Raw genomic sequence first — 14,776 nt, forward strand, 5'->3', positions numbered from 1 at the left:
ATCATCGATGTGCAGCACGACAGCCAGCGCGGCGTCACCTGCTACTTGCTGAATGGGGTCGGCATCAGCTGCATCCCCGACAGCCAGCTGCAGGCCGGCAACGAGCGTCAGCTCTCCCCGCACGAAACCCAACCCGAACCTACACCCGCTCTGGCGCCTGGGCGCTGGATTGATGAGAGGTATCAGCTGTGAGGAACATCAAGACCCGAGAAGGATATGACCTATGGGACAAGGCGCACCAGCTCCCCAGGTTCAACTTCTGGCGCGGCGGCGAGGACGAGAAAGGAAGCGTCATACGCGTGCCAGACAAGCACGGAAACTGGGTCCACTTCGATGACCTGGCCAAGCTAGCCGACGAATACCAGGACGAAATCAACTCGCTGCGCGATCGGCTTGCCAGGCTTGAACCGAAGGCGGTGCAGCCATGACCGACCTGATCGAAGTGAAGACGGCCAGGCTGATCGGCGCGCCCTTGGACTGGGCGGTGGCCGTGGCAACTGACGCAGCCGAAATCGCAATCGGTGAGCATGGCGTCATCTGCATCTACGACACACCCGAAGGTGGCTGCTGGACAAACCTCTATCAGCCGTCGAAGGACTGGAGTCAGGGCGGCCTGTTGATCGATGAGCACCGCGGCAGCACCCAGCACTCGCCGGGCCTGGCTGAGGAGGCCTGCTACAGCGGCGGGCCGGCCGGAGCAGGGGTCTGGCTCTATGGCCCTACTGCACTGGTCGCGTTCTGCCGCGGACTCGTCCACTACAAGCTCGGCGATACCGTCCAGGTGCCGAAGGAGCTGCTGTCATGATCGCCCTCGCCTACATGGCCTACCTGATCTACAAAGGACCGCGACCATGAAAGCACGCATGACCTACTGCAACGGCTCCTGGTGGTGCCGGAGGATGGGGTGCACCGGCCAGGGCTCAACGATGAAAGAGGCCTGGGACGACATGTGGAACCTCTACTTCGAGGCTGTCCGCCCTGCTCGCCTCCAGACGTTCCACTCTCCGCGCATCCGCTGCGGCTGATCCCAACGCTAACCCTCCCCCCTACTGCTCAAGCCCGCTGACATGCGCGGGCGAGGATTCTCTATGTCCGCAACTCAGCAATTTCATCAAACCGCCAATGACTGCCTGGAGCGCATCGCGGCCGACCTCTGGCCCGAAGCCAAGCTCGCCCTGGTCATCTACACCCCGAACAAGCCAGAGCTCGACATTGTGCTCAAGGATAGCGGCCTGAGCGTCGACGAGGTCGTCAGCACTCTGCGTCGACGCGGTGGCCTGGGTCTGGATGGCGAGAACATCTACAAGCGGCTGCTCTGTGACGCCATCATCGGCGCCATGGCCTTCGGCAAGCAAAACAGCAACCCGCCTCCGGAAGGCCATTGGGGCAAAGAGTTCTGGGATATCGGCCGTGCCGAGGGTGCGCTGCAGGAAGAACTGACCCAGGCGCTGCGCCTAGCGCGCAAAGAACTGGACGCCTGCCAGCGCGTCATCCACTACGCCGGGGGCTTCGACCCGGCCTATGTCAACGACGCCCAGGCTGCACTCAAAGTCGCCGACACGGTGCTCGAAAAGACTCCCGACTGACCACCAACCTGCCGCCACCAGCGGCGTGGAGATAAACCATGTTCATGACACCGGATGAGGTAGCCGACATGACGGGCTACCTCCGCCCAAAGGACCAGGTCCGCTGGTTGCAGGCAGAGAAATTTGGGTATGTGCTGGGAGCCGACGGCAAGCCGAAGGTGCTGAGACAAGTCGTGCTCGCCCGCCTGGGCGGCCATGCTGAGAAGAAAGGACCGGAACTCCGGTTTTGATAGAAGGGACGACCGATGAGGCCGCGAAAGAAGGACAGGCACCTGCCGCCGTGCATGTACATGAAGCACGGGGCGTACTACCTGGTCAGGAAAGGAAAGTGGGAGCGCCTGGACAAGGACTACCAGGGCGCCCTGCTCGCCTACGCCAAGATCATGGGCGGCAAAGGCCAGGGCGGGATGCCGAAACTGATCGATGACGCGCTGGACGCGATGCGCGGGCGCCTGGCGGAAAACACCGTGAAGCAGTACGAGGCCGCCGCATTGAAGCTCAAGAAGAACTTGGCAGAGTTCGAGCCACGCCAGGTGCTGCCGAGGCATGTGGCCGCACTCAAGCTGCACATGTCCGACACGCCGAACATGGCCAACCGGGTGATTTCGTTCCTGCGGATGGTATTCGCCTACGCGCTGGAACAGCAGATTGTCGACTCAAACCCCTGCACCGGCATAAAGCGACATGTCGAGAAGAAGCGGGACCGATACATCACCGACGAGGAGTTCGCAGCAATCTGCGGCGCTGCGTCGCCATACATCCGCTCGATCCTCGAAATGTGCTACCTCACGGGGCAGCGCATTGGCGATGTGCTGGCCATCAAGTTTTCGGACATCAGCGACAAGGGGATTGCCTTCGACCAGCAGAAAACAGGAGCCAAGCTTATCGTGGGCATGACGCCAGACCTTGAGCAACTGATCCAAAGGGCAAAGGCTCTCCCTAGGAAAGTACGTGGCCTGACCCTGTTTTGCACCCGTGGTGGCGGCAAGCCCGTGTCTTATGAGACGGTCAAAGATGCATTCAGGAAAGCCTGCGAGAAAGCAAAGGTCAGTGGAGCAACAATCCACGACCTAAGAGCCAAGTCGCTTACTGACACCGATAAACAGGGGAACGATGCTCAAAAATTAGGCGGACATACGGATGCTCGAATGACAAAGCGATATCTACGACTGAGAGAAATCTCAATTGCTCATCCTCCAAAACTCATTTCTGCGAAGCGCGGCGCCTCTTCAGAAGAGATCGAATAAATGAGACACCGGTCGGAGTTAGCACTTCTCCCGAAACCAAACCAACTTGCTCCATATGCATAAGCACACTGGGCTCCAAGGCGCCACTCCTAACGGCCTTTTTAAACCGCATGACTACGGAATTATCGGGGATTATGATGTTTTTCGGATAGAATTCAGCGATTTTGTCAGCCAACCATTCCATGCCAGACACGCTAAATCCAAAGGCTTCAACATTTTCTGGCTCAAGCGCCTGAAAGTATGCGAGCTGTCCTTTAGAGTATTCAAGCTCATTAGAAAGAGCATCGAGTTTTGCTTGCAGCGATGCTTTCTCTGCGTCGTCCATCTGTGCGCGCTGCATCAGATCTTGAATAATATCGTCCCGCTCAGCTTCTTGCTCTTGAATTTCAGAGCGCTTAGCTGCTTCCTGCTCACGAATGAAGGCCGGATCGAATGGCATCCGATCAATTTTATCATTCAATCCTACATAGCTTTGATTTATATGTTCTAACTGCTTTCCAAACCCAGCCTCTATCCGACCCAAGATCTCGGAAACTTCTTTCGTGAAATGATAGGTATTATTATAGAAACTTCTGGCAGACTCATCCGCCTTAAAATAGAACGCTGCCGATAGGGCTACAGCAGCTAGAGCAAGTATCAGGCTCAAGAGATCTGTAAAATTGAACCCACTAAGATCTATAGTAGTTTCTGCAAATGCCAGTCTTACTGCTACAACGAGCATCACTAGACCGATGCTTATGTCTCGGAAACTCCCCCATGTCCAGAAACCTCGCCTTGATGGATTGGTTGCGGGCTCTGCGGCTGGTTCTTGCATTCGACTTCCCTTCCAGTGATGTCAGTTTGCCTTAGGACGAAAATCTTACCAGAAGGTGCAAAGCCGGAGGTAGCGATAGGGCTGTGCTCACGAAGCTGCCAGACGCTAGAAAAAGCCTGTAGTATTAGACGTTTCGCATTTGTCTAATAGACGCACAGCTCCAAGGCCTTGAATGTCCAGTTTTTCCGACCACACACCGATGATGCAGCAGTACTGGAAGCTGAAGAACCAGCACCCGGACCAGCTGATGTTCTACCGCATGGGCGACTTCTACGAGATCTTCTACGAAGATGCGAAAAAAGCCGCAAAGCTGCTGGACATCACCCTGACCGCGCGCGGTCAGTCGGCCGGCCAGTCCATCCCCATGTGCGGGATTCCGTTCCATTCGCTGGAAGGCTACCTGGCCAAGCTGGTCAAGCTCGGCGAATCGGTGGTGATCTGCGAGCAGATTGGCGACCCCGCCACCAGCAAGGGCCCGGTGGAACGCCAGGTGGTGCGCATCATCACCCCGGGTACGGTCAGCGACGAGGCCCTGCTCGACGAGCGTCGCGACAACCTGATTGCCGCGCTGCTCGGGGACGAGCGCCTGTTCGGCCTGGCCGTACTGGACATCACCAGTGGCAACTTCAGCGTGCAGGAGATCAAGGGCTGGGAAAACCTGCTGGCCGAGCTCGAGCGCCTCAACCCGGTCGAGCTGTTGATCCCCGACGACTGGCCGCGCGACCTGCCTGCCGAGAAACGACCGGGCGCCCGTCGCCGTGCGCCATGGGACTTCGACCGCGACTCGGCGCGCAAGGCCCTGTGCCAGCAGTTCGCGACCAAGGACCTCAAGGGCTTTGGCTGCGACAAGCTGACCCTGGCCATCGGCGCCGCCGGTTGCCTGCTGATCTACGCCAAGGAAACCCAGCGCACCGCCCTGCCGCACCTGCGCAGCCTGCGCCACGAACGCCTGGACGACACGGTCATTCTCGACGGTGCCAGCCGCCGCAACCTGGAGCTGGACATCAACCTGGCCGGCGGCCGAGACAACACCCTGCAGTCGGTGGTCGACCGCTGCCAGACCGCCATGGCCAGCCGTTTGCTGAGCCGCTGGTTGAACCGTCCGTTGCGCGATCTCAAGGTGCTGCAGGCGCGCCAGGACTCGATCCGCTGCCTGCTCGACGGCTACCGCTTCGAGAAGCTGCAGCCGCAACTCAAGGAAATTGGCGATATCGAGCGGATTCTCGCCCGTATCGGCCTGCGCAACGCCCGCCCACGTGACCTGGCACGCCTGCGCGATGCCCTGGGCGCGCTGCCCGAACTGCAGAACGCCATGGCCGAACTGGAGGCGCCGCACCTGGCACGCCTGGCCGCCATTACCGGCACCTACCCCGAACTGGCCAGCCTGCTGGAGCGGGCGATCATCGACAACCCGCCGGCGGTGATCCGCGATGGCGGCGTGCTCAAGGCCGGCTATGACAACGAACTGGACGAACTGCTGGCGATCAGCGAAAACGCCGGCCAGTTCCTGATCGACCTGGAAGCCCGGGAAAAGGCCCGCACCGGCCTGGCCAACCTCAAGGTCGGCTACAACCGGGTGCATGGCTACTTCATCGAGCTGCCGACCAAGCAGGCCGAGCAGGCCCCGGGTGACTACATCCGCCGTCAGACCCTAAAGGGCGCCGAGCGCTTCATCACCCCGGAGCTGAAGGCGTTCGAGGACAAGGCGCTGTCGGCCAAGAGCCGCGCCCTGGCCCGCGAGAAGATGCTCTACGATGCCCTGCTGGAAACCCTGATCAGCCACCTGGCACCGCTGCAGGACAGCGCCGCCGCCCTGGCCGAACTGGACGTGCTCAGCAACCTGGCCGAACGTGCACTGAACCTCGACCTGAACTGCCCACGCTTCGTAGACGAGCCGTGCCTGCGCATCGAGCAGGGCCGTCACCCAGTGGTGGAACAGGTACTGACCACACCGTTCGTGGCCAACGACCTGGGCCTGGACAACAGCACGCGCATGCTGATCATCACCGGCCCGAACATGGGCGGTAAGTCCACCTACATGCGCCAGACCGCCCTGATCGTGCTGCTGGCGCATATCGGCAGCTTCGTGCCGGCTGCCAGCTGCGAGCTGTCGCTGGTCGACCGCATCTTCACCCGCATCGGCTCCAGCGACGACCTGGCCGGCGGCCGCTCGACCTTCATGGTCGAGATGAGCGAAACCGCCAACATCTTGCACAATGCCACCGACCGCAGCCTGGTGCTGATGGATGAAGTGGGCCGCGGCACCAGTACCTTCGACGGCCTGTCGCTGGCCTGGGCCGCCGCAGAGCGCCTGGCCCAGCTGCGCGCCTACACGCTGTTCGCCACGCACTACTTCGAACTCACCGTGCTGCCGGAAAGCGAGCCACTGGTGGCCAACGTGCACCTGAACGCCACCGAACACAACGAACGCATCGTATTCCTGCACCACGTGCTGCCTGGCCCTGCCAGCCAGAGCTACGGCCTGGCCGTGGCGCAGCTGGCCGGCGTGCCGACGGCCGTCATCCAGCGTGCCCGTGAACACCTGGCGAGGCTGGAAACCACCAGCCTGCCGCATGAACAACCACCGGCCCAAAAGGCCAAGGACGTGCCACAGGTCCCGCACCAGAGCGACCTGTTCGCCAGCCTGCCGCACCCGGCCATCGAGAAGCTGGGCAAGCTGCAGCTGGACGACATGACCCCGCGTCAAGCTATCGAAATGCTATATCAACTAAAGAACCTGTTATAACGGCGCCCACTACAAGCTGGTAGAATCCGCCGCGGTTTGCTGGTGCTGCAGGTTATTAGCCTGGCCTGCAGCCACATACCCGTAAACCGCGCGGCCCTGAGAGGAAGGGCCGCCGCCGTCGCCTGAGGAGAGAACTAGAAATGACCTTCGTCGTCACCGACAACTGCATCAAATGCAAATACACCGACTGCGTGGAAGTCTGTCCGGTGGACTGCTTCTACGAAGGCCCGAACTTCCTGGTCATCCATCCGGACGAGTGCATCGACTGCGCCTTGTGCGAGCCGGAATGCCCAGCGCAAGCCATCTTCTCGGAAGACGAAGTGCCTGCGGGCATGGAAAACTTCATCGAGCTGAACGCCGAACTGGCGGAAATCTGGCCGAACATCACCGAGCGTAAGGACGCCCTGCCGGACGCTGAGGAATGGGATGGCAAGACTGGCAAGATTGCAGATCTGGAGCGCTGATAGCGTCCGGACACTAAAAAGGCCCCTTGGGGCCTTTTTTGTTTTCTGCAGGCAAAAAAAGGGGCGGTTTGACCCGCCCACATTTTTTCCGTAGTCCCTGCTTGTCCCAAACATCATCCTGATGAAATCGCGTCTTGCGATGTCCCTGGCTTTCCTCCTGAAAGCCTGTGCATGTCCCTGTGCACAGTTCGAATACTAGCGACTTGAGCTTGGCCGGCAACCGCGAAACCTCACAGGGTGTTGCAGGTGACACATTTCCTCACAGCTGAATAAGTCAGGATTTTCAAGAGGTTGGGAAAACGCAGGATCTGGATACGACAATGATTTACTGAAGCGTACATAAAAGGCTTACAGAACAAGTAAGCAAAGGCTTACATGCGATGTTATAGGGGTAGCGCGGTACATAAACGATATCTGTCTTTTTGGGGCTGCACTGCGCGCGCCCCGGCAATTTCAAACAGGCATACAAAAACGCCCCGAAATCATCGGGGCGCTTTGTGTTACAGGCTTCCGCTACTGGAACAACGACTCACTGGAAAGGCCGTTCTTCTCGAGAATCTCGCGCAAACGCTTGAGCCCCTCGACCTGGATCTGCCGCACCCGTTCGCGGGTCAGGCCAATCTCCAGTCCGACATCTTCCAAGGTGCTACTTTCATGCCCGCGCAAGCCAAAGCGGCGCACCACCACTTCACGCTGCTTGTCGGTCAACTCGCCCAGCCACTGGTCGATGCTCTGCGACAGGTCATCATCCTGCAGCAGTTCGCATGGGTCGGTCGGGCGGTCGTCAGTCAGGGTATCGAGCAGGGTCTTGTCCGAGTCCGGGCCGAGCGACACATCCACCGAAGACACCCGCTCGTTCAGGCCGAGCATGCGCTTGACCTCGGCGACCGGTTTCTCCAGCAGCGTGGCGATTTCTTCTGGCGAGGGTTCGTGGTCCAGTTTCTGGGTCAGCTCGCGCGCAGCGCGCAGGTAGACGTTCAGTTCCTTGACCACGTGGATCGGCAGGCGAATGGTGCGGGTCTGGTTCATGATCGCCCGTTCGATGGTCTGGCGAATCCACCAGGTCGCATAAGTCGAGAACCGGAAACCACGCTCCGGGTCGAACTTCTCGACCGCACGGATCAGCCCAAGGTTGCCCTCCTCGATCAGGTCGAGCAGCGACAGGCCGCGGTTCACGTAACGACGGGCAATTTTTACAACCAGGCGCAGGTTGCTTTCGATCATGCGCTTGCGGCCGGCAGGGTCGCCCTTTTGCGACAGGCGCGCAAAGTGCACTTCCTCTTCCGGCGAAAGCAGAGGCGAGAATCCTATCTCGTTGAGATACAACTGGGTGGCATCGAGCGCCCGGCTGTAATCGATGTACTTGTGTTGCTTGAGCGAAGAGCCCGACTTGGCCCTCGTCCGAACCGAAGATACAGCAGGTTCGTCTGACACCACATCCGTTTCCAAAACGATACCCGTCTCCATCAGAAGCAGGTCATCGTCGATGTCAAACTCCGGCACTTCTTTACTGAGAGCCATTGTTATAGTCCTTTGCTGAGTTCGAACTCAGACTCGAGCGGCACCTATCTCCCTGGCAGCGCTGGAGCCTGTCCCCTCTACATCACAGGAACAGGCCGGGTACAACGGTCAACGACGTGGCAGGAACTGGAGCGGATCGACGGGTTTGCCCTGGCGGCGAATCTCGAAATGCAGCTTCACCCGATCTGTGCCCGTGGACCCCATTTCAGCAATCGACTGCCCTGCCTTGACCTGCTGCCCCTCCCGAACCAACAGCCTGCGGTTATGGCCGTAGGCACTGACGTAGGTATCGCTGTGCTTGATGATGATCAGTTCGCCGTAGCCCCTCAAGCCACTCCCGGCGTACACCACTGCACCATCAGACGCAGCAAAAACAGGCTGTCCCAAATCACCGGCGATATCAATGCCTTTATTCAAACTACCGTTTGAAGCGAATTTTCCAATCAGCACGCCGTTGGCGGGCCAGGTCCAGCCACCTACCGCACGCTCCGCGGCAGGCACCGTGGCGACCACCGGGGCGCTGCTGGAGGCTGCCGGCGTGGCCGGTTTGCTGGTGTTGCCAGGAGGTGTGCTGGTGCTTCCCACAGGCCGCCGGATGACCGTGGTCTTGCTCGACGACGACGGGCTGGACACCACCGTGGTGCTGCCGGTAGAGCCGCTGCTGAAACGAATCGCTTGCCCCGGGCGAATGGTGTAAGGCGCCGCGATACCGTTGCGCGCAGCCAGTTCCTTGTAATCCCAGCCATAACGGAAGGCGATGGAGAACAGCGTATCGCCAGGTTTGACGATGTACTGCCCGGTGGTTACCGCCGGGCGCTTGGGCACGGTGTTGTTGCGGTCGACCACCCGCGCGCTGTTGCTGCTGGTGCTCGAGCAACCTACCAGTAGCGTGCCCATGGCCAGTGCAATCACCAGAAGCGTGAAACCCGACCCGTCCTTGCGCTGCCGAATGACTGTGTGACCCACCCGCGCTCCCCTCATGGTGCCGAAAACGAAATGACAACAAATGCAATATTATTGCAATTATAACCAAGCCCGCCCGCATTGGCAGGGTTGGTGAAAGACTGCTGCAAAGCCTTGCAACACGCTGTGCGCTAGCGCTTCACCCCGCCAGATAGACAGGGCGTTGCAGCAAGAATTCGGTGCTGGCGCAAAAATATCGCGCGACTCGAACCAGCAGTGTTCAGGCCAGCGGGCCGTTGAGCAGCGGTACGAAGCGCACAGCCCCCAGCACGCGGCGGGAGAATCCATGCTCCTCGCGCACGATCAGCATCAGCTGCTGGGTTTCGCCGGCTGGGCCCACCGGGATCACCATACGGCCACCCGGCGCAAGCTGGTCGAGCAGTGCCTGCGGCACTTCCGGCGCTACGGCGGTGACGATGATGCCGTTGTACGGCGCCAGCGCCGGCCAGCCTTCGCAACCATCCCCCCAGCGGAACACCACGTTGCGCAGGTTCAGTTCCACCAGGCGCTCCTTGGCCCGGTCCTGCAACACCTTGATGCGTTCCACCGAGAACACCCGCTCGACCAACTGAGCCAGGATTGCCGTCTGGTAGCCCGAGCCGGTACCGATCTCCAGCACCTTGTCCAGCGGCCCGGCCTCGAGCAGCAGTTCACTCATGTGGGCAACCATGAACGGTTGGGAGATCGTCTGGTTGTGGCCGATCGGCAGAGCGGTGTCTTCGTAGGCGCGATGCGCCAGCGCCTCGTCGACAAACAGGTGGCGCGGGGTACGACGGATGACGTCGAGCACCTTGGTGTTCGAAACGCCCTCCTCGCACAGGCGCTGGATCAGCCGCTCCCGGGTGCGCTGGGAGGTCATGCCGATGCCACGCCGCAGCATATCGTCCTCGCGCATCAGAGCAGGCCCTCCAGCCAACCGTCGAGCTGCTCGAAGGCATCACTGAAGGTGCGGTCGAGCTGCAGCGGAGTGATCGATACATAGCCTTGCATCACCGCATGGAAGTCGGTACCCGGGCCACCGTCCTCGGCATCCCCGGCGACAGCGATCCAGTAGCCTTCTTTGCCGCGCGGGTTGACCACCTTGGTCGGCGCGGCCGCCCGCGCCCGGTGACCGAGGCGGGTGAGCTGGATACCACGGATGTGCTCCAGCGGCAGGTTGGGGATATTGACGTTGAGCACGGTGCGCGGTGGCAAGGCCAGGCGCGACTGAGCCTCGACCAGGCGGCGGGCGATGTGGGCCGCGGTGGGCAGGTTGTCCGGCTGGCGCGACAACAGCGAAAACGCCAGCGAGGTACCGCCGAGGAAACGGCCTTCCAACGCGGCCGCGACCGTGCCCGAATAGAGCACATCGTCACCCAGGTTGGCACCGAGGTTGATCCCCGACACAACCATGTCCGGCGCCTGTGGCAACAGCCCATTGAGCCCCAGATGCACGCAGTCGGTCGGCGTGCCGTTGAGGCTGATGAAGCCATTGGCCAAGGTCTGCGGGTGCAGTGGCCGGTCCAGCGTCAGCGAACTGCTGGCGCCGCTCTTGTCTTGATCCGGGGCAATAACCACGCACTCGGCGTAATCCACCAGCGCAGCATGCAGCGCGGCGATGCCGGGTGCGGTAACACCGTCGTCGTTCGAAATCAGAATACGCATGAGCTGTCCGTCTGCCCCGCCGACACCAGATCCACGACTTCGCGCACCACCACGGTGGCGAAGCATCCGGCCGGAAGGACGAATTCCAGTTGCAGGATATCAGGCTCGGGATAATGCCACGTAAGACCGCCAATAGGGAGCCGCAGAATGCGTCGTTCGTGATCCATGCCCGCCAGGGCCAGCCACTGGCAAAGTGCCGGCTGCCGTGCGGCGATCGCATCCTCTTGTTGCGCAGTATTCCCCGTAGCCGGCGAATCGCCTGCCCCCCACAGCGGGCCGGTCGGATGCAGGTCAAGAATCGCCAGCCGAGGATCGGAACATTCCGACTCCCCAGCAGGAAAGAAGCTACGACTCGTTGTGAACGCCAATAGGTCGCCCACCTGCGCACGCGCCCAGCTGCCGTCGGCAACACGGGCGGCCAGCACCTGGTTGAACAGGTAGCTACGCCCGGCCGAGAGCAACCGCGAACGCATGTTGCGCTGTTCGGGCAGGGCATTGCGTGCGGCCCAATCAAGAGCGTCGTGAACGTTGCCGCCACCGTGGCCGAAGCGCTGGGTGCCGAAATAATTCGGCACACCGTGCTGCTTGAGCTGTTCCAGGCGCGCATCCACCGCCTGGTGATCGGCAGCCAGGGCAGTCAGGCGCAGCGTGAAGCCGTTGGCCGAATGCGCACCGCGCTGCAGCTTGCGCTGGTGGCGCACCTGCTTGAGCACACGCAGGCTGGCATCCTCGGCACGCGACAGGTCCGGGTCGGCCTTGCCGGGCAGGTGCAGGCTGAACCACTGGCGGGTCAGGGCCTGGCGGTCCTTGAGGCCGGCGTAGCTGATCGTGCGCACCGGCACCCCAGCGGCACGGGCCAGCCGACGGGCCGCCTCCTCGGTGTTCAGGTCACGCTTTTCGACCCACAACCACAAGTGCTCGCCCTGTCCCGACAGCGGGATGTCCAGTACTTCGTCGACCTGGAAATCTTCGGCCACTGCCTTGAGAACGGCGGTACCCAGTGGTTCACCCGATGCACGCGGGCCCAGCAGTTCAAGTTCCGTCATGCTGGCAGCAGCAGGGCTACCGAATGCACGGCGATGCCCTCCTCGCGGCCGGTGAAGCCCAGCTTCTCGGTGGTGGTAGCCTTGACATTGACCTGGTCGAGTTCGACCTGCAGATCTTCGGCGATCAGCTTGCGCATGGTTTCGATGTGCGGGGCCATCTTCGGCGCCTGGGCGACGATGGTGGCGTCGATGTTGCCGACCTTCCAGCCCTTGGCCTGGACGATGCCGACCACATGGCGCAGCAGAACACGGCTGTCGGCGCCCTTGAACTGCGGGTCAGTGTCAGGGAAATGCTTGCCGATGTCACCCAGCGCTGCCGCGCCCAGCAAGGCATCGCTCAGGGCGTGCAGCAGCACGTCGCCATCGGAGTGGGCCAGGAGGCCGTATTTGTGGGGGATACGCACCCCGCCCAGGGTAATGAAATCACCGTCGCAGAAACGGTGCACATCGTAGCCGTGGCCAATACGCATAGAAAAACGCCCTGAATGAGTCAGGGCGTGATTCTACCTGCTTTAACCGGTATTGGGGCCGTCGTTGTAGGAGCAGCCTAGTGCTGCGAATGGGCCGCAAAGCGGCCCCGGCAATATCGGCGATAGCGTTAGACCCAGGGTCTGCTTCGCAGCCCATTCGCAGCACAAGGCTGCTCCTGCAGGCGATCGCGCAGCTACGCCTTACACCCGCCCCAAGGCCACCGCATGATGACGCAGGTGCTCCTCGATGAAGCTGGCGATGAAGTAGTAGCTGTGGTCATAGCCAGGCTGCAGGCGCAGCGTCAGTTCATGCCCACCTTTGCGTGCCGCCTGCTCCAGCGCTTCAGGCTTGAGCTGCTTTTCGAGGAAGTCGTCACGGTCGCCCTGGTCCACCAGCAACGGCGGGCATTCGCCGGCCGGAGCCTCGGCCAGCAGCACACTAGCATCCCACTCGCGCCAGCGCGCACGGTCTTCACCCAGGTAGCGGCTGAAGGCTTTCTCGCCCCACGGGCAATCCATCGGGTTGCTGATCGGCGAGAACGCCGACACCGAGCGGTAGCGCCCCGGGTTGCGCAAGGCGCACACCAGCGCGCCATGCCCGCCCATGGAGTGGCCACTGATGCTGCGCTCGCCCGAAGCCGGGAAGTGCGCCTCGATCAACGCGGGCAACTCCTCCACCACATAGTCGTGCATGCGGTAGTGCTGGGCCCAGGGCTGCTGAGTGGCATTGAGGTAGAACCCGGCACCCAGGCCGAAGTCCCAGCCACCGTCCGGGTCGCCCGGCACCTGCTCGCCACGCGGGCTGGTGTCGGGGGCGACGATGATCAACCCAAGCTCCGCGGCCAGGCGCTGGGCACCGGCCTTCTGCATGAAGTTCTCGTCGGTGCAGGTGAGGCCGCTGAGCCAGTACAGCACCGGCAGCTTTTCGCCCTGTTCGGCCTGCGGCGGCAGGTAGACGGCGAACACCATGTCGCAACCCAGCACCTTGGAGTGATGCCGGTAACGCTTGTGCCAGCCGCCGAAGCTCTTCTGGCAGGAGATGTTATCCAGGCTCATGGCAAACCTCAGAAGTGGATGACGCTGCGGATGCTCTTGCCTTCATGCATCAGGTCGAAGGCCTTGTTGATGTCTTCCAGGCCCATGGTGTGGGTGATGAAGGTATCCAGCGGGATCTCGCCCTTCTCGGACATTTCCACGTAGCTTGGCAGCTCGCTGCGGCCACGCACGCCACCGAACGCCGAACCACGCCATACGCGACCGGTGACCAGCTGGAACGGACGGGTGGCGATTTCCTGGCCGGCACCGGCCACGCCGATGATCACCGACTCACCCCAACCCTTGTGGCAGCATTCCAGCGCAGCACGCATCAGCTGCACGTTGCCGATGCACTCGAACGAGAAGTCCACGCCGCCGTCGGTGAGGTCGACGATCACTTCCTGGATCGGGCGGTCGTAGTCTTTCGGGTTGATGCAGTCGGTAGCACCCAGCTGACGGGCGATCTCGAACTTGGCCGGGTTGATGTCGATGGCAATGATGCGCGACGCCTTTGCCTTGACCGCACCAATCACTGCCGACAGGCCGATGCCGCCCAGACCGAAGATGGCCACGGTGTCACCCGGCTTGACCTTGGCGGTGTTGAGCACCGCGCCGATACCGGTGGTGACGCCACAACCCAGCAGGCAGACCTTTTCCAGCGGCGCTTCTTTCTGGATCTTGGCCACGGAGATTTCCGGCAGCACGGTGTACTCGGAGAAGGTCGAGGTACCCATGTAGTGGAACAGCTGCTGACCTTTGTAGGAGAAGCGCGTGGTGCCGTCCGGCATCAGGCCCTTGCCCTGGGTGGCGCGGATGGCCTGGCAAAGGTTGGTCTTGCCCGAGAGGCAGAACTTGCACTTGCCGCATTCCGGGGTGTACAGCGGAATGACGTGGTCACCGACGGCGACCGAGGTGACGCCCTCGCCTATCGCCTCGACGATCGCGCCACCTTCGTGACCGAGGATCGACGGGAAGATGCCCTCCGGGTCGGCGCCCGACAGAGTGTAGGCGTCGGTGTGGCAGACACCGCTGGCGACCACGCGCAGCAGCACTTCACCGGCCTTGGGCATGGCCACGTCGACTTCGACGATTTCCAGGGGTTTCTTGGCTTCGAAGGCTACGGCAGCACGGGACTTGATCATCATAGGTCTCCAGACAGAGTGTCGATTCAGTCTGGCAGTGTAATTCACCGCCTTTTGATGAATAATCCGGGTAAAGACAAAACATTATTGCCATACAG

18 protein-coding genes are annotated in these 14,776 nt (G+C 61.3%); 9 read left to right on the forward strand and 9 right to left on the reverse strand.

What is annotated here, in order from left to right; all coding sequences use genetic code 11:
• The 7 genes from RR51_RS22970 to RR51_RS22995 all read left to right on the forward strand — a co-directional run.
• Nucleotides 1–192, forward strand: a 192-nt coding sequence (locus tag RR51_RS22970) for a hypothetical protein (protein WP_039614781.1), incomplete at its 5' end; no start/stop codon positions are given.
• Nucleotides 189–428, forward strand: coding sequence for a hypothetical protein (locus RR51_RS22975; protein ID WP_028697918.1), 240 nt, complete (start codon nt 189–191; stop codon nt 426–428). The genes RR51_RS22970 and RR51_RS22975, both read left to right, overlap by 4 nt.
• Nucleotides 425–805, forward strand: a complete 381-nt coding sequence (locus tag RR51_RS22980; protein ID WP_039614782.1) for a phage protein NinX family protein — start codon at nt 425–427, stop codon at nt 803–805. The genes RR51_RS22975 and RR51_RS22980 overlap by 4 nt, the downstream gene beginning before the upstream one ends.
• A gap of 46 nt (nt 806–851) precedes the next feature.
• Nucleotides 852–1,025, forward strand: a complete 174-nt coding sequence (locus RR51_RS31085; protein ID WP_161795757.1) for a hypothetical protein — start codon at nt 852–854, stop codon at nt 1,023–1,025.
• Between the two features lie 63 nt (nt 1,026–1,088).
• Nucleotides 1,089–1,586 (forward strand): hypothetical protein, encoded by a 498-nt coding sequence (locus RR51_RS22985; RefSeq protein WP_039614783.1) that lies wholly within the window; start codon nt 1,089–1,091, stop codon nt 1,584–1,586.
• A 38-nt stretch (nt 1,587–1,624) separates the two neighbouring features.
• Nucleotides 1,625–1,816 (forward strand): DUF4224 domain-containing protein, encoded by a 192-nt coding sequence (locus RR51_RS22990; RefSeq protein WP_039614784.1) that lies wholly within the window; start codon nt 1,625–1,627, stop codon nt 1,814–1,816.
• A gap of 15 nt (nt 1,817–1,831) precedes the next feature.
• Complete coding sequence (locus RR51_RS22995) at nt 1,832–2,833, forward strand: tyrosine-type recombinase/integrase (protein WP_039614785.1); 1,002 nt, start codon at nt 1,832–1,834, stop codon at nt 2,831–2,833.
• On the opposite strand, the gene RR51_RS30820 is transcribed toward RR51_RS22995, so the two are convergent.
• A complete protein-coding gene (locus tag RR51_RS30820; RefSeq protein ID WP_152619929.1) occupies nt 2,790–3,647 on the reverse strand; it encodes a hypothetical protein in 858 nt (285 codons plus the stop codon). The two genes, RR51_RS22995 and RR51_RS30820, sit on opposite strands and share 44 nt — an antisense overlap.
• A gap of 172 nt (nt 3,648–3,819) precedes the next feature.
• On the opposite strand from RR51_RS30820, the gene mutS reads away from it, so the two are divergent.
• On the forward strand, nt 3,820–6,393 hold the full coding sequence (mutS, locus tag RR51_RS23005; RefSeq protein ID WP_039614787.1) for a DNA mismatch repair protein MutS: 2,574 nt from the start codon (nt 3,820–3,822) through the stop codon (nt 6,391–6,393).
• 140 nt (nt 6,394–6,533) lie between these two features.
• Entirely contained in the window at nt 6,534–6,857 is a 324-nt protein-coding gene (gene fdxA, locus RR51_RS23010) for a ferredoxin FdxA (RefSeq protein WP_004375459.1), read from the forward strand.
• Nucleotides 6,858–7,370: 513 nt separating this feature from the next.
• Here the strand turns inward: fdxA and rpoS are convergent.
• The 8 genes from rpoS to RR51_RS23050 form a co-directional block, all read right to left on the reverse strand.
• Nucleotides 7,371–8,378, reverse strand: a complete 1,008-nt coding sequence (rpoS, locus tag RR51_RS23015; protein ID WP_013971277.1) for an RNA polymerase sigma factor RpoS — start codon at nt 8,376–8,378, stop codon at nt 7,371–7,373.
• Nucleotides 8,379–8,486: 108 nt separating this feature from the next.
• The gene (locus RR51_RS23020) at nt 8,487–9,344 is read right to left on the reverse strand and encodes a peptidoglycan DD-metalloendopeptidase family protein (protein ID WP_023662488.1); all 858 of its coding nucleotides are present in this window, start codon (nt 9,342–9,344) and stop codon (nt 8,487–8,489) included.
• 217 nt (nt 9,345–9,561) lie between these two features.
• A complete protein-coding gene (locus tag RR51_RS23025) occupies nt 9,562–10,200 on the reverse strand; it encodes a protein-L-isoaspartate(D-aspartate) O-methyltransferase (RefSeq protein ID WP_015269209.1) in 639 nt (212 codons plus the stop codon).
• Between the two features lie 35 nt (nt 10,201–10,235).
• A complete protein-coding gene (surE, locus tag RR51_RS23030; protein WP_013971274.1) occupies nt 10,236–10,985 on the reverse strand; it encodes a 5'/3'-nucleotidase SurE in 750 nt (249 codons plus the stop codon).
• Nucleotides 10,973–12,031, reverse strand: coding sequence for a tRNA pseudouridine(13) synthase TruD (truD, locus tag RR51_RS23035; protein ID WP_039614788.1), 1,059 nt, complete (start codon nt 12,029–12,031; stop codon nt 10,973–10,975). The genes surE and truD overlap by 13 nt, the downstream gene beginning before the upstream one ends.
• Nucleotides 12,028–12,501 (reverse strand): 2-C-methyl-D-erythritol 2,4-cyclodiphosphate synthase, encoded by a 474-nt coding sequence (ispF, locus tag RR51_RS23040; RefSeq protein WP_015269207.1) that lies wholly within the window; start codon nt 12,499–12,501, stop codon nt 12,028–12,030. The genes truD and ispF overlap by 4 nt, the downstream gene beginning before the upstream one ends.
• 201 nt (nt 12,502–12,702) lie before the next feature.
• Nucleotides 12,703–13,557 carry an S-formylglutathione hydrolase gene (gene fghA / locus RR51_RS23045; protein WP_039614789.1) on the reverse strand — a complete coding sequence of 285 codons (855 nt, stop codon included), beginning with the start codon at nt 13,555–13,557 and terminating at the stop codon, nt 12,703–12,705.
• Nucleotides 13,558–13,565: 8 nt separating this feature from the next.
• The gene (locus tag RR51_RS23050) at nt 13,566–14,678 is read right to left on the reverse strand and encodes an S-(hydroxymethyl)glutathione dehydrogenase/class III alcohol dehydrogenase (protein ID WP_039614790.1); all 1,113 of its coding nucleotides are present in this window, start codon (nt 14,676–14,678) and stop codon (nt 13,566–13,568) included.
• Nucleotides 14,679–14,776 lie beyond the last annotated feature (98 nt).

Source organism: Pseudomonas sp. C5pp, assembly GCF_000814065.1.
Lineage (GTDB): Bacteria > Pseudomonadota > Gammaproteobacteria > Pseudomonadales > Pseudomonadaceae > Aquipseudomonas > Aquipseudomonas asiatica.

What these genes read in the sequence shown, in the direction of transcription:
- RR51_RS22980 (WP_039614782.1), top strand. Translation starts at nt 425, where the DNA reads ATGACCGACCTGATCGAAGTGAAGACGGCCAGGCTGATCGGCGCGCCC.
- RR51_RS31085 (WP_161795757.1), top strand. Translation starts at nt 852, where the DNA reads ATGAAAGCACGCATGACCTACTGCAACGGCTCCTGGTGGTGCCGGAGG.
- RR51_RS22985 (WP_039614783.1), top strand. Translation starts at nt 1,089, where the DNA reads ATGTCCGCAACTCAGCAATTTCATCAAACCGCCAATGACTGCCTGGAG.
- RR51_RS22990 (WP_039614784.1), top strand. Translation starts at nt 1,625, where the DNA reads ATGTTCATGACACCGGATGAGGTAGCCGACATGACGGGCTACCTCCGC.
- RR51_RS22995 (WP_039614785.1), top strand. Translation starts at nt 1,832, where the DNA reads ATGAGGCCGCGAAAGAAGGACAGGCACCTGCCGCCGTGCATGTACATG.
- RR51_RS30820 (WP_152619929.1), bottom strand. Translation starts at nt 3,647, where the DNA reads ATGCAAGAACCAGCCGCAGAGCCCGCAACCAATCCATCAAGGCGAGGT.
- mutS (WP_039614787.1), top strand. Translation starts at nt 3,820, where the DNA reads ATGTCCAGTTTTTCCGACCACACACCGATGATGCAGCAGTACTGGAAG.
- fdxA (WP_004375459.1), top strand. Translation starts at nt 6,534, where the DNA reads ATGACCTTCGTCGTCACCGACAACTGCATCAAATGCAAATACACCGAC.
- rpoS (WP_013971277.1), bottom strand. Translation starts at nt 8,378, where the DNA reads ATGGCTCTCAGTAAAGAAGTGCCGGAGTTTGACATCGACGATGACCTG.
- RR51_RS23025 (WP_015269209.1), bottom strand. Translation starts at nt 10,200, where the DNA reads ATGACCTCCCAGCGCACCCGGGAGCGGCTGATCCAGCGCCTGTGCGAG.
- surE (WP_013971274.1), bottom strand. Translation starts at nt 10,985, where the DNA reads ATGCGTATTCTGATTTCGAACGACGACGGTGTTACCGCACCCGGCATC.
- truD (WP_039614788.1), bottom strand. Translation starts at nt 12,031, where the DNA reads ATGACGGAACTTGAACTGCTGGGCCCGCGTGCATCGGGTGAACCACTG.
- ispF (WP_015269207.1), bottom strand. Translation starts at nt 12,501, where the DNA reads ATGCGTATTGGCCACGGCTACGATGTGCACCGTTTCTGCGACGGTGAT.
- fghA (WP_039614789.1), bottom strand. Translation starts at nt 13,557, where the DNA reads ATGAGCCTGGATAACATCTCCTGCCAGAAGAGCTTCGGCGGCTGGCAC.
- RR51_RS23050 (WP_039614790.1), bottom strand. Translation starts at nt 14,678, where the DNA reads ATGATCAAGTCCCGTGCTGCCGTAGCCTTCGAAGCCAAGAAACCCCTG.